The following is a 23,807-nucleotide window of genomic DNA, read 5'->3' as shown; positions in this document are numbered from 1 at the left end:
TCAAGTCAAGAAAATGAATTTCCTTATTTTCGAGCCAAATAAATCCTGTAGCCCTTGTCCTTCGTAACCTCTTCAACTTCCTGAAATAACGATTCCAGCTTGGCTTCTGCCGAAGCAGCCCCTTGCTTCTTCTGTATGACGACCCACATAGATCCGCCAGTAGACAATAGCTCATAGCCTTCTTCAAAAATACGATGCACCGTCTGTTTACCCGCCCGAATAGGAGGGTTAGTAAGAATGACATCAAAGCTTTTATCCCGTACCGCTTCATACAAATCACTTTGATAGACGGAAACATTATTAATCCCATTGAGCTCCGCGTTCTCTCTGGACAACTGTACTGCTCTTTCATTAATGTCGATCATCGTCACATGCCCCTGGGGAGTGAGCTTTGCTGCTGTCAGTCCAATAGGACCATAGCCGCAGCCAACGTCAAGCACCTTCGCAGACGGTGCAAGGCGCAGCGCATCCAACAAGACACGACTTCCATAATCGACCCCAGATTTCGAGAAAACGCCAGCATCCGTCATAAAGCGCAAATTAAAACCACGAAGCTCCGCTTGATGAATTTGCCGGTCATGCTTCACACCTGGAGTTTGGGAGTAGTAGTGATCACTCATAATAATTTCCCTCCTGTCTCTGGCATCGCGGCTTGAACATGCAACGAACCCCTTGAAACGTGACGTTTCAAGGGGCCCGTTATTATAATTGAAGCGAAATTATTTCACTTCAACAGAAGCGCCAGCTTCTTCAAGCTTAGCTTTAACAGCTTCTGCTTCGTCTTTAGCTACTTTTTCTTTGATTGCTTTAGGAGCGCTATCAACAAGATCTTTCGCTTCTTTCAGGCCAAGACCTGTAATTTCGCGAACAACTTTGATAACGTTGATTTTGGAAGCGCCAGCGTTGTTCAAGATTACGTCGAACTCGGATTGCTCAGCAACTTCAGCAGCGCCGCCGCCTACTGCTGCTACTGGTGCTGCAGCTGTAACACCAAACTCTTCTTCAATTGCTTTTACAAGATCGTTCAGTTCAAGAACGGTCATAACTTTAATGGCTTCTAAGATTTGCTCTTTAGACATGGTTATACCTCCAGGAATGGTTTTAGTTTTTTTTGGTTTATGCTGTCAGCATTAGCTAAGCAGCTGATTTTACGTCAATGACGTTAATTCTATACTTGTGCTTCTTTTTGCTCGCCGACTGCTTTAACCGCAAGCGCGAAGTTGCGCACTGGTGCTTGAAGGACGCTGAGGAGCATGGAGAGCAAGCCATCGCGGGAAGGAAGCTCTGCGAGTGCCTTGATTTCTTCTTGACCTACAACTTTACCTTCAACAACGCCGCCTTTCAATTTCAAAGCGTCGTTCTTTTTAGCGAAATCGTTGAGAATTTTTGCTGGTGCTACGGCATCTTCATTACTGAAAGCAATGGCTGTTGGTCCAACCAAAATGCTGTTCAGTTCAGTCAATTCCGCACCCTCAGTCGCACGGCGAACGAGCGAATTCTTCAGTACTTGAAATTCGATACCAGCTTCACGCAGCTGCTTACGAAGTTCAGTCACTTGCGCAACGTTCAATCCGCGATAATCTGCAACAACCGTTGTGGAGCTCTCGCGAAGCTTCGCAGAGATGACTTCAACCGCTTGTTGTTTCTCTTGGATGATTTTTGCGTTTGCCAAACTGTACACCTCCCGTAATATTGTACATCCCGTTTTTACGATGAGCTTTCCCATTACATGAGAAAAGCCTTCACAGTCGTAGACTGCGAAGGCCATGATAGTTCGTTGCTGCGATCGAAATCGTGCACAAACACTATATCATAACACCTCGGTAGGAAATTAAGCCCAAAGGCACCTACTGTCTACGGTATGCGTATTCGAATGTTAGTTCTGTTTCTCTTAACGGTATGTCGTTGTGGACACACGAGCACCAGGGCCCATTGTCGAAGAAACAGCGATGTTTTTCAGGTAAACGCCTTTAGCTGCAGCCGGTTTAGCACGGTTCAAAGCGTCGATCAAAGTGCGGAGATTCTCATCGAGTTTCTCTGCATCGAAGAATGCTTTGCCGATTGGCGCATGGATTTGACCTGCTTTGTCAAGACGGTATTCAATCTTACCGGCTTTGATTTCTTGAACGGCTTTAGTAACGTCAAACGTTACTGTTCCTGCTTTAGGGTTAGGCATAAGGCCTTTACCACCGAGGATACGGCCGAGCTTACCAACTTCAGCCATCATATCCGGCGTTGCTACGCAAACGTCGAACTCGAACCAGCCTTGTTGGATTTTGTTGATCATGTCTGCATCACCGACAAAGTCAGCTCCTGCAGCTTCTGCTTCCTTCGCTTTTTCGCCTTTTGCGAATACGAGGACGCGTTTTGTTTTACCAGTACCGTGCGGAAGTACTACTACGCCACGCACTGCTTGGTCTTGTTTACGCGGGTCTACACCCAGACGTACTGCAACTTCAACGGACTCGTCGAATTTTGCTGTTGCAGATTTCTTTACAAGCTGAATCGCTTCTAAAGATTCGTAAGTTGCTTCGCTGTCAATCAGCTTAGCTGCTTCTAAATACTTTTTACCGTGTTTAGCCATTGTAATATCCTCCTCATGTGGTTATAGCGGAAAATCCTCCTAGGGATGATCCTCCCACTTCGAAACCGAAGCTTCGAAAGCGGGCAAGCCCAAAGGCCGCCCAGCATCCATATCCTAAAGGATATAGACGCTATTAGTCGACGATTGTTACACCCATACTGCGTGCAGTACCTTCGATCATAAGCATTGCTGCTTCAACAGAAGCTGCATTCAAGTCGGGCATTTTTTGTTCTGCGATTTCACGTACTTTCGCACGATTAACCGTAGCAACTTTCTTCTTGTTCGGTTCGCCTGATCCTTTTTCGATACCAGCTGCTACGCGGAGCAATACTGCTGCCGGCGGAGTTTTTGTTTCGAAAGTGAAAGAGCGATCCTCAAATACAGTAATTACTACTGGAATAATCAAACCTGCTTGATCTGCTGTACGAGCATTAAACTCTTTACAGAACGCCATAATGTTAACGCCTGCTTGACCTAGTGCTGGACCAATCGGCGGAGCCGGATTAGCTTTACCTGCAGGAACTTGCAGTTTGACCATCTTGATGACCTTTTTCGCCATGACTTACACACCTCCTTACCCTGGTAATCCCATTTCTCGAAAAACCGGATGCTAGATCTTTTCCACTTGAGTGTAATCGAGCTCAAGAGGGGTTTCCCTACCAAACATGTTGACGTGTACCTTCAGCTTCGCTTTGTCGAGAAGAATTTCTTCTATCGTGCCAACAAAGTCTGCAAAAGGACCTTCTTTGACGCGTACTGTTTCTTTCAGCTCGAATTCAATTTTCTGCTTCGGCTCTTCCATACCCATGTGCTTGAGAATTTGTTCCACTTCATCAGGCATAAGGGCAATCGGTTTCGAACCAGAACCTGTCGATCCTACAAATCCAGTGACGCCCGGAGTATTACGAACAACGTACCAAGAATCATCAGTCTGAACCATTTCCACTAGAACATAGCCGGGGTAGACTTTACGTTGGACAGTTTTTTTCTTGCCGTCCTTTTCTACCACTTCTTCTTCCATAGGAACGAGCACGCGGAAGATTTTGTCTTCCATGCCCATCGATTCAAGACGACGCTCTAAATTGGCTTTTACTTTGTTCTCATAACCGGCGTAAGTGTGTACGACGTACCATCTTTTTTCCATTCCAATCCACCTTTGGACCCTTCTTAAACAATCAGTTCAACTAGAGACGAGATCCCGATGTCAAGAAGCCAAAAGTAAATCGTCACAAACGTGATCGTCACGAACACAACGATCGAATAGCTTGTCAACTCTTTACGGTTTGGCCAACGAACCTTCTTCAGTTCTGCCCAGCTGTCGGCAAAGAAACTAAACGTTGTTCCGAAGCCTTGCTTCAGTCTAGCCAAAAATGCCACGGTCACACCTCCAATTGACTATCTCGTCTCGCGATGAGGAGTCTGCTCGTTACAGAACTTGCAAAACTTCTTCAACTCGATGCGGTCGGGGTGATTGCGTTTGTTCTTGCTGCTCGCATAGTTTCTCTGTTTGCAGTTTGTGCATGCCAACGTGATTATTACCCGCATTGAATTACACCTCCCGAACTGCTACTAAATACGATCATGATGAGATAGTAACTATCCACCAAGACAAGTGGCCCCAACACGAAAAAAAACCTCACTTTAGGCCTACCTGAATTACTTTATCATATGGCATATTTGATGTCAACGGAAAGATAGACTGCTGTGTGCTGTATATTTTGGGAAATGCAAGTATAGTCGGCCCTCGTCCGTACCAGTATGGTCAGAATAACCTCTTTTAAAACTAAAATAAGCTGCCTTCCCATTCTGGTCATACCAGATGGACAGACAGCCCACTCTCATTTGTATGATTGATAGATGACACAGCTAGCCGCTGATGTCTCTAACTTCCAAGTAACGTTCCAATTTGCGCTTCACTCGCTGTAACGCATTATCAATCGACTTCACATGGCGATCCAAATCTACAGCAATCTCTTGATAGGATCTTCCGTCCAAATAAAGCATGAGCACTTTACGCTCAAGATCGCTTAATATCTCAGACATCTTATCTTCGAGGCCCATAAATTCTTCTTTATTAATGATTAGTTCTTCCGGGTCTGATACCCGGGTCCCGCATATGACATCAAGCAAAGTACGGTCAGAATCTTCATCATATATCGGCTTATCGAGTGATACGTAGGAATTAAGCGGTATATGCTTCTGCCTGGTGGCAGTCTTAATCGCTGTGATGATCTGTCTAGTAATACATAATTCAGCAAAGGCTTTGAAGCTGGCAAGCTTGTCCCCTTTGAAATCACGTATAGCCTTATACAGTCCAATCATACCTTCCTGTACTATATCTTCCCGATCCGCACCGATAAGAAAATAGGAACGTGCTTTAGCCCTAACAAAGTTTTTGTATTTGTTAATCAAATATTCGAGAGCTAAGCTATCCCCATTGCGGACTGCTTCGACGATGTCCTCATCCGTACTGCAGTCATATTCGAGCGTACTCCATTCTTTGAGGTCGATGCTCACGAACTATCCCTCCGGCCTGCAAGGCGTACGCCGCTAGATTCATATGCCACAAATATAGAGTCAGTATACATTATGTAACCTTACACCGTCAACCGATTTGCCCGCCTGCAATTATTAGATTTCGTTCCATAGTTGTTATAATGTGGTATTTACTTCTTTCCTCGTCGAAGCTGCTCCAATTGATTCCTGACTTCCAGGCTAAGATTGCCGTCAAGCGAATTGCGCTTGAGCGGCTTATCTTCGCGCAGCGTGTGCTCGATCTGCTTGCGGTTCTGCTCGATATCAATGAGAAGCTCGCGAGCGGACAGCCTCAGAGCGCCCTTCCCAAAAGCGACATGCTGCTCCGTAAGGTCCGAGGTGGCAACATATACGTTGCGCCGTTTATTATACAACTCTACTACGAGCCGCTCGATACATTCATCTGCGGTTTCTTTTTCTTTGGTATAGACAATCGTCAGCTTGTACTGGCGAAATGTGGCGCCGAGTCCCGGAACCTGATGAGCGTCGAAAACAACATACACAGCCATGCCCGTAAATCCCTGATAATCCGCTAACAAATGAAGCAGTCTATCCCGTGCCTCTTCCAGATCAAGCTCTTTCAGCTTCTCCAGCACGGGCCAAGCTCCAATCATATTATAGCCGTCCACAAGCAGGATATCATCACGACGACTCATCTTGTTACTCACTTCGGCGCTGCCTTACCACTTCATACATGAGCACTCCTGCCGCAACCGATGCATTCAAGGAGTTCAGTTGACCTTGCATTGGCAGCTTCACTAGAAAATCGCATCTTTCCTTAATTAGTCTGCCAATTCCTTTGCCTTCATTGCCAATAACAATGGCTAGCGGCATATCGAATTTTGTTTTATATACGTCCTGCGGTGCAGAAACATCCGTACCTGCAACCCAGACCCCTTCTTCCTTCAAGCGATCAATCGTTTGTGCAAGGTTCGTAACCCGTGCTACAGGCACGTACTCAGCTGCGCCTGCAGAAGTTTTCAACACGGTTGCTGTCAATCCGGCAGCCCGTCGTTTAGGAATAATCACGCCATGTACACCCGTGCATTCCGCCGTACGCAATATAGAGCCTAGGTTATGAGGATCCTCAATTTCGTCCAAAATAAGAATAAACGGCGTCTCCTCACGGCTGCGCGCATGGGCCAAGATGTCATCAATCTCTACATAAGCAAATGGAGCAGCTTGGGCAACAACACCCTGATGCTGGACACCCTCGACCATTTGATCGAGCTTCCGCTTGTCCACAAACTGAACAACGATACCGTATTTTTTAGCTTCTGCGGTAATGGGTTGAGTTAAGCTCTTCTGTGCGCCATCAGCGATCCAGATCTTATTGATCTCGCGGCCAGAGCGAAGCGCTTCAAGCACCGGATGCTTCCCGGCAATCATTTCTTCTTGGTTGTAAGACTCTGTTGTCATGCTTAACCCTCCTCTTCTTCCTGTTGTTGGAGCTGATCAGGAGCGACTGCTACGGCAAACAGCTCCCGCAAGCGCTCCGTTCTGCCTTCATAATATAAATAACCGACCAGACATTCCAAGGCTGTGGCTTGCCTATAGTCAGCAGGCTCAGCGTTTTTGGGAGGCGCTCCCGATTTGGTATTGCGGCCTCGTCTGACGATGTCCGCTTCTTCCTCTGTCAGCAGCGGCTGCCACTTCTCCAGCAGCAATCGCCGCTGCGCCTTGGCCGATACCATCTTCGTCGCCTCGCGATGAAGATGATGCGGCTTATGATTAGCGAGTGAGATCAAATATTGCCTCACTAGCAGCTCGAATACACTATCGCCTATATAGGCGAGAACGACTGGATTAATAAGCTGCGGTTTTTTGGCTGGCTCGTAGAATAACAGTGAATTATGAATATCGTCCCGTCCCCTCATAGGCGCCGCCAGCGAATGCCTTGCGGAGTATCCTCAAGTGCTATCCCCTTTGCTGTGAGCAAATCCCGAATCTCATCCGCTCTCGCCCAGTTTTTGGATTGACGAGCTTCCGTCCGGTCCACAATGAGCTGTTCAATCTCAGCATCCAGCAATCCATCCTCTGCTTCTGCTTGAGGCAGCAGTCCGAGCACCTGATCCATACGCTCCAGCGTTAGGAGCAAAGCCGCTATTCCCTCAGCTGCCGCATCTGTGCGATTCAGGTATTGATTGGCTTCTGCAACGAGCTCAAATACGGCTGTTATCGCATCTGGCGTGCTGAAATCATCGCCCATCTTCGTTTCGAATTGCTTCGTAATGACGAGCAACTTCTCATCAAGCTCCGATGGTCCCTTAGTTGTCTTGTCTGCCCCCAGCGCCTTCAAGCGGTGCTTGAGATTTGCTGCGCAATTCTCGATACGCTCAACGCTTTTCTCCGCCTGCGCAATGGTATCATCACTAAAGTTAAGCGGACTGCGATAATGCGTGGCAAGCATGAAATAACGGATCGCATTAGGCTTAACCCGCTTCACCAATTCATGCACAGTAATGCCATTGCCCAGCGATTTGGACATTTTCTCATTATTAATATGAATATAGCCATTATGCATCCAATAGTTAGCAAGCGGCTTGCCTGTCAGTGCTTCCGACTGGGCAACCTCGCATTCATGATGCGGAAATTGAAGGTCATGACCGCCGCCATGTATATCAAGCGTATCTCCCAAATATACGCGCGCCATCGCGGAGCATTCAATATGCCAGCCTGGACGTCCAGCGCCCCAAGGGCTTTCCCAATTGATTTCCCCCGGCTTAGCCCCTTTCCACAGAACGAAATCCTGCGGATTCTCCTTGCGGTCACCAATCTCGATTCGAATGCCGAGTTGCAGCTCATCCAAGTTCTGGTGGGACAGCTTGCCATAATCCTCGAACTTGGACGTACGGAAATAAACATCCCCCTCGCTCGCATAAGCATAGCCTTTGTCGACCAATCCTTGAATAAACGCAATAATTTCGGCCATATGGCCGGTCACACGAGGATTCATCGTTGCTTTATGAACGCCAAGCGCTTCAATATCCTCGTTAAAAGCCGCAATAAATCGTTCCGCCACCTCAGGAACGGTGGAGCCGAGCTGCTCCGCTTTGCGAATCAATTTGTCATCCACATCTGTAAAGTTCACAATATAGCTCACATCATAGCCCGCATATTGCAGATAACGGCGTACCACGTCAAAGAAAATAACGGGACGCGCATTGCCAATATGGATATAATCATACACGGTTGGTCCGCATACATACATTTTTACTTTGCCAGACTCTTGCGGCACGAAAGTCTCCTTCGAGCGAGACTGGGTATTATATATTTGCACGTTCATTTCTCTTATCCCCTCCAACAGGCTGCCGAAGCTGCTCCAGCTCGGCTTTCAGGCCATCTATTTCCTTTTGCATATCCCGGAACATCTCGATTACTGGATCGGGAAGCTGCTTATGATCCAATCGGTCGCCTACCCGCTCCCCATTCCGTTTCACTACACGGCCAGGATTGCCGACCACCGTACTATTGTCGGGCACTTCACGAAGCACAACAGCATTGGACCCTATATTCGAATTATCGCCTACCTGGAAAGAACCTAATACCTTAGATCCTGAGCCGATAACTACATTATTGCCGATAGTTGGATGCCTCTTGCCTTTTTCCTTACCTGTGCCTCCAAGCGTAACCCCCTGATAAATGACGACATCATCGCCAATCTCACAGGTCTCTCCTATGACAACACCCATACCATGGTCAATGAACAGCCGTTCTCCGATCGTGGCTCCCGGATGAATCTCAATACCTGTCATAAAACGGCTGAATTGCGATATTATACGCGCTACGGTATACCATCGGTTACGATAAAAAGCATGCGCGATCCGGTGCGCCCATATCGCATGCAGCCCCGAGTACGTAAAGATCACTTCGAATCGGCTGCGAGCAGCCGGATCATTCTCGAATACCGCCGTAATATCTGAACGAAAATGGCGAAACATCAGCTTTTCTCCTCTCAACAATCAGAAACGGTGTCTTGGTCCAATGCTTAACGGCAGTCGTTTATAAAAAAAGCCTCTGCAGCATCGAAATGCTGCAGAGGCGGGCGTGTAACGTCGCGGTTCCACTCTGCTTGAACAGCCCAAACGCTATACTGACGGTTCTACGCCTTATCAACAATCAGCGTTCTTCCGGCAGCTTCGCGGCTGTCCATCTTCATTGCCTTTAACGCAGGCATTACGTTGTCGCCTACCCCATATTCATACCTGCTGCATGTGCATCTGTGTGCATTAATGCAACGTTCATGAATACGTCTCGGAACAAAGCTCCCAGGTGCATATTTCCGTCCTTTGGATTAGACAACTTGCAGCCTTTCATCTTACATTCACCTTGTTAAGCGGTGCCGGTTTGGATGATGGTTGTCCTCTCTGCAAATCCAGCAAAACGTACTTCTCCTGTTCATAGCTGTTCGTTTCATCAATTGGTATTGTAGTAACAGTATACTCAATCCCCAAAAAAGTGACAAGAAGATTGTTATCTGCCCAATCGGCCGCGCAATCTGCTAATAACAGTCTCCTTGCCTAACAGGGCAATCGACTGGTTGAGATCAGGGCCGTGAGTCTGGCCAGTAAGCGCTGCACGGATCGGCATAAACAGCTGCTTCCCTTTAAAGCCGCTTTCCTTCTGTACGGCCTTAATCATTTCTTTAATGCTATCTACTGCAAAAGCTGCATCATCCCCCGCTTCAACAAGGGCCAAGAAGCCGGCAAGCACAGTCGGAACCTGCTCTTCGGCGAGCACAACCGCCGCTTCTTCCTCATCCGTTACGGTGTCTTGGAAGAACAGCTCAGTCAACGGTACGATTTCGGCAGCATAACGAAGCTTATCCTGATACAGAGCGACAAGATCAGTCACCCAAGCGCGTCCAGCAGCATCCAGCTCTGCGGAGACAAGACCTGCTTTTTGCAAATGCGGCAGGCAAAGATCTACCAGACGAGTCAGATCGGTTTTTTTCAAATACTCATTATTCATCCAGCTCAGCTTTTGCGTATCGAATACTGCAGGGCTTTTGCTTAGGCGATCTGCATTAAACACTTCGATCAACTGATCACGGGTGAACATCTCTTGCTCGCCTTCTGGCGACCAGCCCAGCAAAGCGATGAAATTGAACAGCGCCTCCGGCACATAACCGAGTCCATCGTACTGCTCAATAAATTGAATAATCGACTCATCACGCTTGCTTAGCTTCTTGCGGCTTTCATTCACAATGAGTGTCATATGGCCGAACTTCGGCGGCTCCCAGCCGAATGCTTCATAGATCATCAGCTGGCGCGGCGTATTGGAAATATGGTCCTCTCCGCGCAGAACGTGGCTGATTTTCATTAAATGATCATCCAGCACTACTGCAAAGTTGTACGTTGGAATTCCATCCTTCTTCACAATAACGAAATCGCCCATCTCTGTCGTATCGAAGCTGATCGAGCCTTTGACAATATCATCGAAGGCATAGGTACGGCCTTCCGGTACGCGGAATCGAATACTAGGAACCCGGCCTTCTGCTTCGAAGGACTGGCGCTGCTCCTCCGTAAGATTACGATGAAGCCCTGAGTAGCGCGGCGTCTCACCGCGGCTGGTTTGCTCTTCGCGTTCACGCTCAAGCTCTTCCTCTGTACAGTAACAGCGGTATGCCAGTCCACGATCCAGCAGCTCTTGCCAATATTCCTTATAAATATCAAGACGCTCGGTTTGGCGATACGGTCCGTAGCCGCCACCGATGTCAATGCTCTCATCCCAATCCATGCCGAGCCACTTCAAATATTTAAGCTGACTTTCTTCTCCGCCAGCAACATTACGCTTCACATCTGTATCTTCAATTCGAATAATGAGCTTGCCGCCAAGATTGCGTGCGAATAAATAATTAAATAAGGCCGTTCTAGCATTCCCGATATGTAAATGTCCCGTTGGTGAAGGTGCATACCTTACACGGACTTCCTGTGTCATTGTTCAAACCCCTTCCATCTGCCCTGCTTGAATTTTGAAATAATTAAAATCATAGCACATCCTTAATTAAGCAAACAACCGACTGCGCCGCAATCCCTTCTCCTCTGCCTGCAAAACCAAGCTGCTCTGTCGTTGTCGCCTTTACATTCACCTGCGATACATCGGCTTCAAGTGCCTGAGCAATAATTTCTGCCATCTGTGGAATATATGGGGCCATCTTCGGACGCTGTGCAATAATCGTTGAATCGATGTTGCCAAGCTTGTAGCCCCGCTCCTTCACAAGCACCCACACTTGCTCCAGCAGCTTCAAGCTGTCTGCATCCTTGAATGCCTCATCTGTATCAGGAAAATGCTTTCCTATATCACCAAGGCCAAGTGCCCCTAGTACAGCATCCGTTACCGCATGCAGCAGTACATCTGCATCTGAATGGCCAAGCAGACCTTTCTCATAAGGGATGGTCACGCCTCCTATTATGCAAGGACGTCCCTCCACTAATTGATGCACATCAAACCCTTGTCCAACTCTAATCATTACCTTTCCCCTCTCTCTCGCTGTGCCAGCAGCAATTCCGCCCAGGGCAGATCATCTGGCGTCGTAATTTTGATATTCGTATAATCGCCTTCAGCAATGGCTACATCAGCGCCCGTTCGCTCCACAACCATCGCATCATCTGTACCGAGGAATTGCTCGCTCTGCGCCCTCTCATGCGCAGAAACCAGCAATTCACGACGAAAAGCTTGCGGCGTTTGAATCGCCCACAAGCTTCGCCGATCCGGCGTCGAGACGATAATCCCCGTCTCGCTTACCTGCTTAATTGTATCTTTAACGGGTACAGCAAGTACCGCTGCCCCCACCCGCTCAGCTGCCTCGCAGCAGGCACGGATGGCGTCTACCGTAACAAGCGGGCGTACGCCATCATGCACCATTACCCATTCGATAGAGGGAGACAGCGCCTGTATGCCGGCATAGACCGAATGCTGCCGCTCGCTTCCACCAGCTACGACAGCCTTAACCTTCGTTAAGTCATATTCGTGGGCCAGCTTCATGCATCTTTCCACATCCGAGCCTCCGACCACAAGCGTAATCTCTGCAATTTCCCTTATCGCTTGAAACAGCTCCAGCGTATGAACCAGAATCGGTTTCTCACGCAGCATCAAGTACTGCTTGCTCTCTTTCGTCCCCATGCGCGAACCGCGGCCGGCCGCGACGACGACGACTCCCCATTTGGCTTCCATTGTTCTACCTTCTCCCAACACCCTTGCCGATAAGCCGGCAAACTTCATTACCTCTACTATACCCTTTTAGAGCGCTTTTTCCAACAGCTTGGGTTTAGCAAAAATCATTCGGCCGGCAGACGTTTGCAGAACGCTGGTCACCAGAACCTCCATTGTCGTGCCAATATATTCGCGCCCACCCTCAACGACGATCATCGTACCATCATCCAGATAAGCAACCCCTTGCCCATGCTCCTTGCCATCCTTGATTACTTGTACAATAATTTCTTCTCCAGGAAGCACGACTGGCTTCACCGCATTCGCCAGATCATTAATGTTAAGGACGGACACTCCTTGCAGCTCGCACACCTTGTTTAGATTGAAATCATTCGTCACGACCTTGCCCTTAAGCGCTTTGGCCAGCTTAACCAGCTTGCTGTCTACCTCGCTAATTTCCTCAAAGTCCCCTTCGTAGATAAGAACACGGACATCAAGTTCCTTCTGAATCTTGTTCAAAATATCGAGTCCGCGGCGTCCGCGGTTCCGCTTGAGTAAATCCGAAGAGTCCGCAATATGCTGAAGCTCCTCCAGTACGAATTCTGGTATGACCAGCGTACCTTCAATAAATCCGGTTTTGCAAATATCCGCAATCCTGCCATCAATGATCACGCTCGTGTCCAAAATTTTATGCTCTTCGAAGCCGCTTGTCTCGTCCGGAGCGGGCTGCGCTTTACGCTGCTCCATAATCGAGGCTGCTACTGCTGCCAGCTCGTCCTTCTTATGCCATGCAATCTTGAAGCCCAGATAGCCGAACAGAAGTGACATGACAGCGGGCAGCAGTACACCCATCCCTTTCAAATCAGAGACAGCCGGATACAGAAGGACAGACAATAGAAGCCCTGCCAGCATTCCTCCGCCGCCAGACAGCATATCCTTCATAGGAATTGCCGCTGCCTGCTCCGCCCCATGCTGCATCCATTGAATAAGTCGTGATGCAAACATAGTCGCCACTACAATACCGCACACTGCGCCAATTGCTACATTCATGTAATAAGAGCCCGAACGCTGTAGCATGCCTAAGGATGGTTCCGACCACATCCCTGCGCCGCTAGTCCAACCATAGATTTCTCCACCTGCCATTCCACCAAACACAATACCCATTATTTGAATAATACGTCTTACCATATTTTCCACCTCCATTACAATTATGTTCCAATAATGGACATGCTAACCGTCAGAGTGAATGATTTTTAATTTTGAAAAGATAGCCAGGTAAGCTTATAATAGAAACAGAGATAACTTCTGAAGAAGTTGATGAAAGAGGTGGATCTGTTGAGCGCTCCTACATTGGATCAATTCCAGCAGCAAGTATCCGAGTTGCTGCTAAGACATCGCAGTTTACTTGATGTCATGTCCAAATTCGGCCAGTCAGGTGCGTCCGTAAATCGGGCGGTATCGAAAGCAGTCACCGATTGCGGCTGTATTGAGTTGAATGCACGCAAGCAGCAATACTCAGACGAACTTAATCTCGAGAATGCAAAGTCTACCCTTCAAAGCCATTTGTCCGGTCAAGTGTGTGAACCTTGCCGAGACGCACTCAAATCCGAGCTAGGCCGCAATTTATTCTACATGACAGCGTTGTGCAACCTACTGGATATTGACCTTGATGAAGTCATCGCAGATGAATATGACAAATGCTCCACGCTAGGATTATTCAACTTAACCTAAATACAAACAAACCGCCCGCCTCTTCCTTAGTGGAAGAGACGGGCGGTTCTCGTTAGTACATTATTTAAGTTCAACTAGGCAGATGTCTCCGACTTTGCTTCGTCAGGCTGGCCTCTGCGTTTGCGATTACGTTTCTTCAATCGGCGATCAACGTTTTTTTTTAACCCGTACAGCGCATAAAGCAGCAGCGGCACGAAAATAATTTTAGATAAATGGCCCGGAAACAATACACCCAGCACAATCGCTAGTATAACGATGCCTGGAATGACCCAGATTGCGCTTTTGGGAATTCCGATCTTTTTGAAATTCGGGTATTTCACTGTACTTACCATCAGCACGGACAAAACTAAAGTACTTCCTAACAGAACGGACACCGGAATTTCATCTTTGAACAACGCAAGCGTCGCCAATACTCCGCCGGCAGCCGGAATAGGAAGCCCAATAAAATAACCTGGCGCTACACTGGATACAACATTGAATCTAGCCAGTCTTAATGCACCGCATATTGGGAATAACGCCGTTATGATCCAAGCAAGTGTTGGAGTCAGCTCTTGAAATGCCACTACATACATAATAAAAGCCGGCGCCACGCCGAACGATATCACATCTGATAAAGAATCAAGCTCTTTGCCGAACTCGCTTTGCACATTCAATGCACGCGCTACCCTGCCATCCACGCCGTCAAGCAGCATCGCAATAATAACCATCATTGCAGCCGTTTCCGGCTTATCGTTGAATATAAGAATAATGGCAACTATTCCTAGGAACAAGTTTCCCACCGTGAGAAGGCTCGGTATCGACTTTGTAATCATCTATTCCACCTCTTCTCTACTATGCCCTAAAACCATTTACTAATGTATGCTTGGTTAACGGTACACATTCCCTACATTGTAGGAGATTTAAATTTGCCTGTCAATGAACATCTGCTCTTGAATGCGCTTAAGGCCTTCTTTAATTGCCCTTGCTCGAACCTCTCCAATCCCATCCACTTCATCCAATTCTTCGATTGTAGCCATCAGAATGTGAGGAAGCCTACCGAACCGTTCAATCAGATTGTTCAGAATCACTACTGGCAGACGCGGGATTTTGTTAAGCAGCCTATAGCCTCTTGGCGATACGGCCTCTTCCGCCATGGCGCCCGAATGCGGGTAGCCAAGCAGACGAATGATCGGAGGATCATCGAGCAGCTCCTCTGAGCTCAGTTTTTTGAGTGCCAATCGAATTTCCCTAATCTTCTCATCCGTATTGTCCTTGGCATAATCCTTGAGCAGATACGAAGTGTCCTCATCTACCCCATTCACCAGCTCTTCCATCTGCATCGCAATCAGGCGTCCTTCTGTGCCAAGCTCCGTAACGTAGCGCTGGATCTCTGTTCTGACCCGAAGTACCATCTCTAAACGCTGCACTACGTGAGCCACTTCCTGCAGGGTGACGAGCTCTTCGAATTCAAGTGCTGACAGGTTCGTTAAGGACTGACTAAGAACAGCTTTGTACTTCTCAAGCGTCTGGATGGCTTGATTCGCTTTGGTCAGAATAACGCCCATTTCCTTCAACGAATACCGCAGATTGCCTTGATACAACGTAATAATGTTACGACGCTGCGAGATAGAGACAACTAGCTTGCCTGTCTGCTTGGCAACGCGTTCTGCTGTCCTGTGACGAATACCTGTCTCAATGGATGAGATAGAGCTATTAGGAATAAGCTGTGTATTCGCATACAATATCCGGCGCATATCCTCACTTAGAATAATCGCTCCGTCCATCTTCGCAAGCTCATACAAGTAGTTAGGCGAAAAATCACAGTTAATTGAGAATCCGCCATCTACAACCTCCATCACTTCCGGACTATAGCCCACCACCAGCAATGCGCCCGTTTTGGCCCGGAGCACGTTCTCAAGGCCCTCACGGAACGGGGTGCCTGGTGCGACTAGCTGCAATAACTGATTCATTATTTCTAGCTGATTTTGTTCCTTCATCATAAGCCCCCTGTCCAAGTGCTGCCGAAAGTGCTTTGTGTTACCGTGCCGACGCCAATGATCTCTATTCCCGTGGGTGGCTTCCAGCCCTTCAAACGGTTTCCGGCATAATGCTTCGTAATAACCCCATACCTATATAATATTGGCACGCAATAAACTTCATGCTCCACGCGCATAAGAAATACCCTTATCCTGAACTAGACTAAGGGTAAAGTTCAGTACTCCAAGCTTTACACTCAGTATACCTGAAATTTCCTTTCTTTAAAAGAAGTCAAGCGGATACACTTTATGTTTATAAATCATCGTCCCATGGCGCTGGCTGTTTCCCTGCTTTGGAAGAAGCGGTGCCAAAAACAGATTGAATGACCTGGCTCAATGTTTTGCATGGGATTACCTTAATCGTTTTGAAGGATGCGGTCGACTTTAAAGCATTATGAGCAATATAAACCTTTTTAAATCCCATTCTTTCGAGCTCTCTAATCCGCATCTCAAGCGTCGGCACTTTTTTTAATTCCCCTGTTAACCCTATATCGGCAATAAAAACAGTATCATTAGCAATGCCTATATTTTTGAAGGAAGATACGATGCTCATAATTGCAGCTAAGTTGGAGGACTGTTCTTTAAGCCGAATGCCTCCCGTCGTTTTGACTACCACATTCTTATCATGCAGCAGCATTCCCGCCCTCTGTTCCATAATGCTGATCAAGGTGTTTACATGATCCTTCTTCAAGCATTCTGCAATCCGGCTGGGATAAGGCATAAAGGTCTGGGAAACAAGGCTTTCAATCTCTAATATAATCGCTCTTGTGCCTTCCTTCACGACGGTCAAAGCACTGCCGCTTACGATGTCGTCATCCTCACGTTGGGTCATGAAAAACTCCGATGGATTATCAACAGGTATAAGTCCTGTCTCCTCCATGATGAAGAAGCCTAGCTCACCGGTCCCGGAAAAACGATTTTTAGAAGAATAAAGCTGCTTGAGTTCCTCGCCTTCTTCTCCTTCAAGAATGAGAACCGTATCCACCAAATGCTCCAATGCCCTAAGGCCAGCTAGTTCATTGTCCTTGGTCATCTGCCCAACCATAATAACAGCTCTTGGCCGATTGCTGTCTTTGGCGATTTTTAGAAGAGCTGTGGCGCATTCCATCGTTTGAGTCGGCGAGCCCGGTCTGGATGGATACTCATCGAGCACAAACGTTTGGATACTATCAATGATTATAAGATCAGGATCCACTTGCTCGATGCCGCCCAGCACGTTATTCAAGCTGTTATCCGAGTATACCCACACATTATCATGGATGCTTGGCAGAATCCTTTCTGCACGTCTTCTGATCTGCGAATCGCTTTCTTCTCCTGAAGCATACAGCACCTTTAAGCCTTGCCTTGCAACATCATCACTTATTTGCATCAATAATGTTGATTTGCCGGCACCGGGAACGGCTGTGATGATCGTTATGGAGTCCTTTACAATCCCGCCCCCCATGACACGATTAAACTCATTATATTTAGTAGCAATTCTATCACTATTTTGTGAAACCGTATCGGTCAGCCGTTTGACGCTTACATTTTTCTTAGTCACAATCGTTTTTTGTGTGCTAACCCCGCCCGCGTCCGCCTCTTCAAGAGTATTCCAATCCCGGCAGCTGCTGCAGGAGCCCTGCCATTTGGGATGCTCATGTCCGCAGTTGGAGCATTTATATACCGTTTTCTTTTTCATAGCAGCTTCACTTCCCCATTCCTATTTATAACGATCAATTCTCTATAAGAGAATATACTTATACAGCTATTGTTCAAAGTGTACCTCTATATTCGCATCGTATAAACCCTTTTCTTCTGCCAGCACAAAAAAAGCTCCCCTCCTCCAATGCTTGAAGAAAGGGAACTTTCCTAGTTAATGTCACCATTCATTCTATCTATCTTGCTACAAGAACACGATGAGTCGTAATCTGGGAACCTAGCATAATGCGCTCCCCCTCAGGAGCAGGGGACTCTTGACCGCCATTGCCCTCAGCTGGCTTGCCTCCGCGCTGACCATGGGCCTGCTTGAAGTTATCGCTGTTTACCCAACCATCGAATGACTCTTTATCCTGCCACGTTGTACAGATCTTCAGCTCGTCATATTCCTCAAGCCCTTCTGTGAACAACACTTCCATACGAACGAATCCAGGCGATTGATCTACTCCCTTAGTTGCTTGAAACCTCTGCGCCACCGTTTCCCCGTGACCCTTCTTTACCTTGATGGTATTCGTAACAACGATCATCTCTTCATCTCCTCCTAGGCTTGTCCTTTGTCCTTCTATTATAACTTATCTTTATGAAAAAAAGGATGGCTGTTACGCCATCCTCTGCTCAAGCTTATTTGGTTGCAGGCTCTTCTGAAGCTTGCTCGGCCTCTGTATCCGTTGCTTTCGTAACGGTCAGCCCGCCATCCTTCTCATCAATAACCAGTGTATCGCCTTTCTGAATCTTGCCCATCAGCAAATCCTCAGACAAGCGGTCCTCGATATGCTTCTGAATAGCGCGGCGCAGCGGACGAGCTCCGTATTGAGGATCGAAGCCCTCTTTGGCTAGGAAAGCCTTAGCTGTATCCGTCAATTCAAAGTCAACCTCCTGCTCACGCAGACGCTTGCGAAGCTCCTCGGACATCAGGGTCACGATCTCGGCGATATGCTCTTGCTCCAAGGAATGGAACACGATCGTCTCGTCGATCCGGTTCAGGAACTCAGGACGGAAGCTCTTTTTCAACTCAGCCAGCACTTTATCCTTCATAATCGTGAAGTCTCTGCCTGCATCTTGTACGGCTGTAAAGCCGAGCGAAGAATTACGCTTGATTTGATCCGCTCCAACATTGGAGGTCATGATGATCAGCGTATTGCGGAAATCAACGACCCGTCCTTTGGAATCAGTCAAACGGCCATCTTCCAGCACCTGCAGCAAGATGTTGAATACTTCCGGATGAGCCTTCTCAATCTCATCCAGCAATACAACGGAATACGGCTTGCGGCGTACTTTCTCCGTTAATTGACCGCCTTCTTCATAGCCGACATAGCCTGGAGGCGCCCCTACAAGGCGGGACGTGGAATGCTTCTCCATATACTCCGACATGTCAATGCGGACAACCGCATTCTCATCACCGAACATCGCCTCTGCCAATGCGCGGGCAAGTTCTGTTTTACCAACACCTGTAGGACCAAGGAAGATGAAGGAGCCCATTGGGCGCTTCGGATCTTTCAAGCCAGCACGCGCACGGCGCATTGCTCTTGACACAGCTTTGACCGCCTCGGATTGCCCAATAACACGGCCATGCAGAATCGATTCCATTTTGAGAAGTCTTTCGGTTTCTTCCTCTGCCAGCTTAACGACCGGAATACCCGTCCAGCTCGCTACGACTTGGGCAATATCATCAGGCGTAACCTCAGAATCGGTGCGTCCTTGCTTCTCTTTCCATTGATTCTTGGTTACATCCAGCTCTTCACGAATTTTTTGTTCCGTATCACGAAGCGCTGCTGCTTTTTCGAACTCCTGACTTTGAACCGCAGCATCCTTCTCCTTGCGGATATCGTCCAGACGGTTCTCAAGCTGCTTCAAATTCGGCGGAACCGTATAAGAATTCAGGCGTACCTTCGAGCTCGCCTCATCAATAAGATCAATTGCTTTATCTGGAAGGAAGCGATCTGTAATATAACGATCGGATAATTTCACAGCTTGAACGATTGCTTCATCCGTAATTTTCACGCGGTGATGCGCCTCATAACGATCACGCAAGCCATGCAGAATCTGAATAGCTTCGTCTGGTGACGGCTGATCGACAGTAATCGGTTGGAAGCGGCGTTCCAGCGCTGCATCCTTCTCGATATATTTGCGATATTCATCCAGCGTAGTAGCACCGATACATTGCAGCTCGCCCCGTGCGAGGGCAGGCTTCAATATATTGGAAGCATCAATCGCACCCTCTGCACCGCCAGCGCCAATGAGCGTATGGAGCTCATCAATGAACAGAATAATGTTGCCCGCTTGACGAATCTCATCCATGATTTTCTTCAGACGATCCTCGAATTCGCCCCGGTATTTGGTACCGGCTACTACGGATCCCATATCAAGTGTCATCACTCGTTTGTCACGCAGTGTCTCAGGAATTTCATTATCAATGATTTTCTGGGCGAGGCCTTCCGCAATCGCTGTTTTACCTACCCCAGGCTCCCCGATCAATACCGGATTGTTCTTCGTCCGACGGCTGAGCACCTGTATAACACGCTCAATCTCCTTGCTACGGCCGATAACCGGGTCCAGATTGCCTTCCTTCGCAAAAGAAGTTAAATCGCGAGCCAGACCATCCAGCGTCGGCGTGCTTACATTCGAGGAAGAGCCATGGCTGCTGGATACAGCCTCACTACTTCCAAGAAGCTGCAGCACTTGCTGGCGTGCCTTATTCAAGCTGATGCCCAGGTTGTTCAGTACACGGGCAGCAACGCCTTCTCCTTCACGAATCAGACCGAGCAAAATATGCTCTGTTCCTACATAGGTATGACCAAGCTTTCTCGCTTCATCCATAGACAGCTCAATTACTTTCTTCGCACGCGGTGTATAAGCAATATTAGTCGGCTGCTCTTGCCCACGCCCGATTAGAGCCTCTACCTCATCCTGAATCTTCTCAAGGCCTAGACCAAGACCGATCAGCGCTTTGGCTGCGATGCCTTCCCCTTCACGAATCAGACCGAGCAAAATATGCTCTGTTCCTATATTGTTGTGACCAAGACGTACCGCTTCCTCCTGCGCCAATGCCAGCACCTTCTGTGCCCGCTCCGTAAATCGTCCAAACATCATTTTCACGCACCCCCATGTTCGGTTTGACCCCGCAATTGCTCGCGGATTAATTCAGCCCTGCGGAAATCCCGCTGTTCCGGGCTCATCTTCTCATTAAAAGCCTGCTGCAAAAAACCAGGCTGCGTCATAACTATTAATTCATTCATTACTTGCGGCGAAATATCATCGAGCAGCCCCAGATCAACGCCCAGCCTGATATCAGACAATCGTTGCGCGGATTCCTTAGAATCCATCACTGCCGCATAAGATAATATGCCATACGACCGTTTCACACGATCCTCAATTCGCAGGCGCGACTCATTCATCAGTCGAGTGCGTGCAGATTTCTCGTGCTCGATGATTTGCTTGGCTACCCCATGCAAATGGTCGATGATTTCGTTCTCGGACTGCCCAAGTGTAATCTGATTAGAAATTTGGAAAAGGTTGCCCAGCGCTTCGCTGCCTTCTCCATATAATCCTCTTACCGCTAACCCTACTTGCGTGACCGCTGACAAGATACGGTTAATCTGTTGCGATAGTACCAATGCCGGCAAGTGCATCATGACCGAAGCTCTGATGCCTGTTCCAACATTAGTAGGACAGCTTGTTAAGTATCCTCGCTTCTCATCGAACGCATAAATGACTTCCTCTTCAACGATGTCATCAATGCGGCTCGCCAGTGTCCAAGCTTCCTTAATCTGAAATCCTGGGAACAAGCATTGAATACGCAAGTGATCTTCTTCGTTAACCATAATACTGACCGCTTCATTATCACTAAGAATGACAGCACCGTTACGCGATTCATTAGCCAGATTCGGACTAATCAAATGCTTCTCTACAAGCACCCGTCTTTCCAGCTCATTCAATTCCGACAATACAATCGGCTCAAATACGCCAATGGGCTCAAGCTTCCCTGAGTTGCCTATCGTGAGCAACTGCTCCATCACTTCCAGCGATTGGTCTGCAGTGGCGAGCATTGGGAAAGGCTGATGCCGTAAATTGCGTGCGATTCGGACACGACTGCTGATCACAATATCGGATTCAGGACCATCCCCTTTCATCCAATCGCTTAACGCTTTCTGTGAAAAACGACGTTTCGTCAAGAGGTACCCTCCTTCATGCGGCCTTACTGATCTACTATTTTACGCTCCAACTCACGAATTCGATCCCTTAGATGAGCGGCGCTCTCAAATTCTTCTTGTTCAATTCTACTCTGGAGATCACGTCGCAATTGCTCAATCTCTCGCTTGTACTGGATTTGGCCGCCGGATCGCTTCGGTATTTTGCCGATGTGAACCGTATTACCATGTACCCGCTTCAACAGCGGTTCTAAACGATCCTCGAAATGACGGTAGCAAGAACTGCAGCCGAATCGGCCGAGCTTGCTGAATTGGCTATAAGTTAAGCCGCATTCGTCACAACGGATGGATTGCTGTGATTTGATGCCGCCAACAGCTGCCCCTGAAGGATCATAATCGAGAAGACCAGACAGTAAGCTGTGAATAGAGAAACCGTTCGGGGCGCCGGGAATGCCTTCTCCTCTTTCCCTTGCGCATGATTCACAGATGTGAAATTCGGTTTTCTCCCCATTGACGATTTTCGTAAAGTGAAGTGTTGCTGGCTTCTTGCCGCATTCTTGGCAAATCAAGCCGAATCCCCCCTTCCGAAGTGTACATTGTTATTTGACTAACAAGGAAATCAGCATGGCTCGTAAAATGCGGGCTCTAATCTCGTCGCGCTGCGGCAGCTTAACCGCAATGGTATCGCGATTAATCGCGGAGCGCAGCAAGTTGGCTTCCCGCTTCGTAACCAAATCTGCTTCCTCCAGCTGATAGATAAGGCCTTCTGCCACGCTTTGCTCGACACAATCGCCAATCGTTTGATGGATATGGAATTGAATCGTCTTCAGCGCCGGCAGGTCTACCCTTTGGATACGGATATAACCTCCGCCCCCTCTCTTGCTCTCCACCATGTAACCCTTCTCCAGCGTGAAGCGGGTACTGATTACATAATTGATCTGCGAAGGGACACATGAGAACCTGTCAGCCAGGTCATTCCGCTGAATTTCTACAGCGCCTTCCGGGCTATCCTGCAACATCTGCTTCAAATACTGTTCTATGAGATCGGAAATGTTACGCATATCACCAACCTCCCTTATGCATGGAGCCTGCGATGAATTAGTGTATGCCGCTCCAACTGACTTTGACTTTCTTTGACCTTAACTATATTATACGCAAAATCAAATAAAGGTCAAGAGATGGAGTTTCAATTTTCTGACGATTTAACTCTTACATCTTTCAAACTTCCTCTAGTACCTATCATGGTGCGGTTTACGACTATTTATACACCCTGTCAGGCTCCGCGAAGGCAAATATTATTAGGCCGCTTGTGAACATGACTTATGAACAAGGTTGTAAACAGCTTGGGGATAGCTAATACGAATCACGGAAGGGTCGCTCCTTAATAACGTTATGCACATGTGCATAACGTTGCAACGACTAAAAAACGATATTTATCCATGCTCTGCTTATTTATTCACTGTGGATGAATGAAAGGGAAAGGTTTACTCCCAATGAAATGTGAATGATGTGGATAAGCATTGTGGAGAAATACAAAAGGGGCTGGCCCAAAAGACAGACACCCAAGCTAGAGAAGGAATGTAGGAATGTAATGTACAATTTAATGAATACATCTGCTCTATTTCTTAGCTTCATACAGGTAAAAAGGAGCAACAGTGAAGCTATGTTCCTTAGTGGAGAAGGTCGGTTTCCGACTACTGAATATAGCTGACGTTATCTCTGATATGACCCCAGATTAAGCCTATTTTTAAGAAAAACGCTTCATAAAATAGGGTAAGCTCCTCATATGCACCATCTGTAGCGCAAGAGATAGGGCTCGGCTCCTAGTGGGTTTGCTGGGTTTGCTGGGTTTGCTGGGTTTGCTGGGTTTGCTGGGTTTGCTGGGTTTGCTGGGTTTGCTGGGTTTGCTGGGTTTGCTGGGTTTGCTGGGTTTGCTGGGTTTGCTGG

The 23,807-nt window shown here is 47.7% G+C and carries 28 protein-coding genes and 1 other annotated feature; of the genes, 1 reads left to right on the top strand and 27 read right to left on the bottom strand.

All coding sequences use genetic code 11. The features are described from left to right. Window positions 1-23: 23 nt before the first annotated feature. The 18 genes from AC50YO_RS24000 to AC50YO_RS23915 all read right to left on the bottom strand — a co-directional run bounded on the left by AC50YO_RS24000 (window position 24) and on the right by AC50YO_RS23915 (window position 13,459). Window positions 24-620 (bottom strand): class I SAM-dependent methyltransferase, encoded by a 597-nt coding sequence (locus tag AC50YO_RS24000; RefSeq protein WP_494850958.1) that lies wholly within the window; start codon window positions 618-620, stop codon window positions 24-26. Window positions 621-719: 99 nt separating this feature from the next. Continuing rightward, window positions 720-1,079, bottom strand: coding sequence for a 50S ribosomal protein L7/L12 (rplL, locus tag AC50YO_RS23995; RefSeq protein WP_494850956.1), 360 nt, complete (start codon window positions 1,077-1,079; stop codon window positions 720-722). Between the two features lie 89 nt (window positions 1,080-1,168). After that, on the bottom strand, window positions 1,169-1,672 hold the full coding sequence (gene rplJ / locus AC50YO_RS23990) for a 50S ribosomal protein L10 (RefSeq protein WP_494850955.1): 504 nt from the start codon (window positions 1,670-1,672) through the stop codon (window positions 1,169-1,171). A gap of 51 nt (window positions 1,673-1,723) precedes the next feature. Beyond that, window positions 1,724-1,878: a sequence feature (ribosomal protein L10 leader region), on the bottom strand. Window positions 1,879-1,891: 13 nt separating this feature from the next. After that, a complete protein-coding gene (gene rplA, locus AC50YO_RS23985) occupies window positions 1,892-2,584 on the bottom strand; it encodes a 50S ribosomal protein L1 (protein ID WP_494850954.1) in 693 nt (230 codons plus the stop codon). Window positions 2,585-2,717: 133 nt separating this feature from the next. Then, window positions 2,718-3,143: a 50S ribosomal protein L11 gene (rplK, locus tag AC50YO_RS23980; protein WP_091190677.1), complete on the bottom strand. Its 426-nt coding sequence runs from the start codon at window positions 3,141-3,143 to the stop codon at window positions 2,718-2,720. Between the two features lie 51 nt (window positions 3,144-3,194). Then, window positions 3,195-3,728, bottom strand: a complete 534-nt coding sequence (gene nusG / locus AC50YO_RS23975; RefSeq protein ID WP_494850953.1) for a transcription termination/antitermination protein NusG — start codon at window positions 3,726-3,728, stop codon at window positions 3,195-3,197. Between the two features lie 23 nt (window positions 3,729-3,751). Beyond that, window positions 3,752-3,961 (bottom strand): preprotein translocase subunit SecE, encoded by a 210-nt coding sequence (secE, locus tag AC50YO_RS23970; RefSeq protein WP_494850952.1) that lies wholly within the window; start codon window positions 3,959-3,961, stop codon window positions 3,752-3,754. Between the two features lie 18 nt (window positions 3,962-3,979). Then, window positions 3,980-4,129, bottom strand: a complete 150-nt coding sequence (rpmG, locus tag AC50YO_RS23965) for a 50S ribosomal protein L33 (RefSeq protein ID WP_015847242.1) — start codon at window positions 4,127-4,129, stop codon at window positions 3,980-3,982. A gap of 321 nt (window positions 4,130-4,450) precedes the next feature. After that, on the bottom strand, window positions 4,451-5,101 hold the full coding sequence (sigH, locus tag AC50YO_RS23960; RefSeq protein ID WP_494850950.1) for an RNA polymerase sporulation sigma factor SigH: 651 nt from the start codon (window positions 5,099-5,101) through the stop codon (window positions 4,451-4,453). 149 nt (window positions 5,102-5,250) lie between these two features. Next, on the bottom strand, window positions 5,251-5,775 hold the full coding sequence (locus tag AC50YO_RS23955) for an NYN domain-containing protein (protein ID WP_494850949.1): 525 nt from the start codon (window positions 5,773-5,775) through the stop codon (window positions 5,251-5,253). 4 nt (window positions 5,776-5,779) lie between these two features. After that, on the bottom strand, window positions 5,780-6,538 hold the full coding sequence (gene rlmB / locus AC50YO_RS23950) for a 23S rRNA (guanosine(2251)-2'-O)-methyltransferase RlmB (RefSeq protein ID WP_494850947.1): 759 nt from the start codon (window positions 6,536-6,538) through the stop codon (window positions 5,780-5,782). Window positions 6,539-6,540: 2 nt separating this feature from the next. Further along, window positions 6,541-6,996, bottom strand: coding sequence for a Mini-ribonuclease 3 (locus tag AC50YO_RS23945; RefSeq protein WP_494850945.1), 456 nt, complete (start codon window positions 6,994-6,996; stop codon window positions 6,541-6,543). After that, window positions 6,993-8,405, bottom strand: a complete 1,413-nt coding sequence (cysS, locus tag AC50YO_RS23940; protein ID WP_494850943.1) for a cysteine--tRNA ligase — start codon at window positions 8,403-8,405, stop codon at window positions 6,993-6,995. The genes AC50YO_RS23945 and cysS overlap by 4 nt, the downstream gene beginning before the upstream one ends. After that, on the bottom strand, window positions 8,386-9,060 hold the full coding sequence (gene cysE, locus AC50YO_RS23935) for a serine O-acetyltransferase (RefSeq protein ID WP_494850942.1): 675 nt from the start codon (window positions 9,058-9,060) through the stop codon (window positions 8,386-8,388). The genes cysS and cysE overlap by 20 nt, the downstream gene beginning before the upstream one ends. Window positions 9,061-9,592: 532 nt before the next feature. Further along, window positions 9,593-11,059, bottom strand: coding sequence for a glutamate--tRNA ligase (gene gltX / locus AC50YO_RS23930; protein ID WP_494850940.1), 1,467 nt, complete (start codon window positions 11,057-11,059; stop codon window positions 9,593-9,595). Between the two features lie 49 nt (window positions 11,060-11,108). Continuing rightward, a complete protein-coding gene (gene ispF / locus AC50YO_RS23925; RefSeq protein WP_494850939.1) occupies window positions 11,109-11,591 on the bottom strand; it encodes a 2-C-methyl-D-erythritol 2,4-cyclodiphosphate synthase in 483 nt (160 codons plus the stop codon). Then, entirely contained in the window at window positions 11,591-12,295 is a 705-nt protein-coding gene (gene ispD, locus AC50YO_RS23920) for a 2-C-methyl-D-erythritol 4-phosphate cytidylyltransferase (RefSeq protein WP_494850937.1), read from the bottom strand. Before ispD ends, ispF begins: the two co-directional genes overlap by 1 nt. Before the next feature lie 66 nt (window positions 12,296-12,361). After that, on the bottom strand, window positions 12,362-13,459 hold the full coding sequence (locus AC50YO_RS23915; RefSeq protein ID WP_494850936.1) for a PIN/TRAM domain-containing protein: 1,098 nt from the start codon (window positions 13,457-13,459) through the stop codon (window positions 12,362-12,364). A 147-nt stretch (window positions 13,460-13,606) separates the two neighbouring features. Here AC50YO_RS23915 and AC50YO_RS23910 point away from each other — a divergent pair, with 147 nt between their 5' ends. Beyond that, a complete protein-coding gene (locus AC50YO_RS23910; RefSeq protein ID WP_494851033.1) occupies window positions 13,607-14,002 on the top strand; it encodes a nucleoside triphosphate pyrophosphohydrolase family protein in 396 nt (131 codons plus the stop codon). Window positions 14,003-14,076: 74 nt separating this feature from the next. On the opposite strand, the gene pssA is transcribed toward AC50YO_RS23910, so the two are convergent. The 9 genes from pssA to AC50YO_RS23865 all read right to left on the bottom strand — a co-directional run bounded on the left by pssA (window position 14,077) and on the right by AC50YO_RS23865 (window position 22,921). Further along, the gene (gene pssA, locus AC50YO_RS23905; protein ID WP_494850935.1) at window positions 14,077-14,814 is read right to left on the bottom strand and encodes a CDP-diacylglycerol--serine O-phosphatidyltransferase; all 738 of its coding nucleotides are present in this window, start codon (window positions 14,812-14,814) and stop codon (window positions 14,077-14,079) included. Window positions 14,815-14,901: 87 nt separating this feature from the next. Beyond that, entirely contained in the window at window positions 14,902-15,978 is a 1,077-nt protein-coding gene (gene disA, locus AC50YO_RS23900; RefSeq protein WP_494850934.1) for a DNA integrity scanning diadenylate cyclase DisA, read from the bottom strand. After that, window positions 15,978-16,127 (bottom strand): hypothetical protein, encoded by a 150-nt coding sequence (locus AC50YO_RS23895; RefSeq protein WP_494850933.1) that lies wholly within the window; start codon window positions 16,125-16,127, stop codon window positions 15,978-15,980. Before AC50YO_RS23895 ends, disA begins: the two co-directional genes overlap by 1 nt. Window positions 16,128-16,270: 143 nt before the next feature. Further along, the gene (radA, locus tag AC50YO_RS23890) at window positions 16,271-17,695 is read right to left on the bottom strand and encodes a DNA repair protein RadA (protein WP_494850931.1); all 1,425 of its coding nucleotides are present in this window, start codon (window positions 17,693-17,695) and stop codon (window positions 16,271-16,273) included. A gap of 196 nt (window positions 17,696-17,891) precedes the next feature. After that, window positions 17,892-18,239, bottom strand: a complete 348-nt coding sequence (locus AC50YO_RS23885) for an antibiotic biosynthesis monooxygenase (RefSeq protein ID WP_494850929.1) — start codon at window positions 18,237-18,239, stop codon at window positions 17,892-17,894. A 94-nt stretch (window positions 18,240-18,333) separates the two neighbouring features. Further along, complete coding sequence (gene clpC / locus AC50YO_RS23880; protein ID WP_494850927.1) at window positions 18,334-20,802, bottom strand: ATP-dependent protease ATP-binding subunit ClpC; 2,469 nt, start codon at window positions 20,800-20,802, stop codon at window positions 18,334-18,336. A gap of 2 nt (window positions 20,803-20,804) precedes the next feature. Beyond that, entirely contained in the window at window positions 20,805-21,884 is a 1,080-nt protein-coding gene (gene mcsB / locus AC50YO_RS23875) for a protein-arginine kinase McsB (protein WP_494850925.1), read from the bottom strand. Window positions 21,885-21,907: 23 nt separating this feature from the next. Beyond that, the gene (gene mcsA / locus AC50YO_RS23870; RefSeq protein ID WP_494850923.1) at window positions 21,908-22,429 is read right to left on the bottom strand and encodes a protein-arginine kinase activator protein McsA; all 522 of its coding nucleotides are present in this window, start codon (window positions 22,427-22,429) and stop codon (window positions 21,908-21,910) included. 30 nt (window positions 22,430-22,459) lie between these two features. Beyond that, window positions 22,460-22,921: a CtsR family transcriptional regulator gene (locus AC50YO_RS23865; RefSeq protein ID WP_494850921.1), complete on the bottom strand. Its 462-nt coding sequence runs from the start codon at window positions 22,919-22,921 to the stop codon at window positions 22,460-22,462. Window positions 22,922-23,807: the final 886 nt, after the last annotated feature.

Source organism: Paenibacillus sp. J22P59 (genome assembly GCF_059383895.1).
This window is presented reverse-complemented; position numbering and strand designations above follow the sequence as displayed.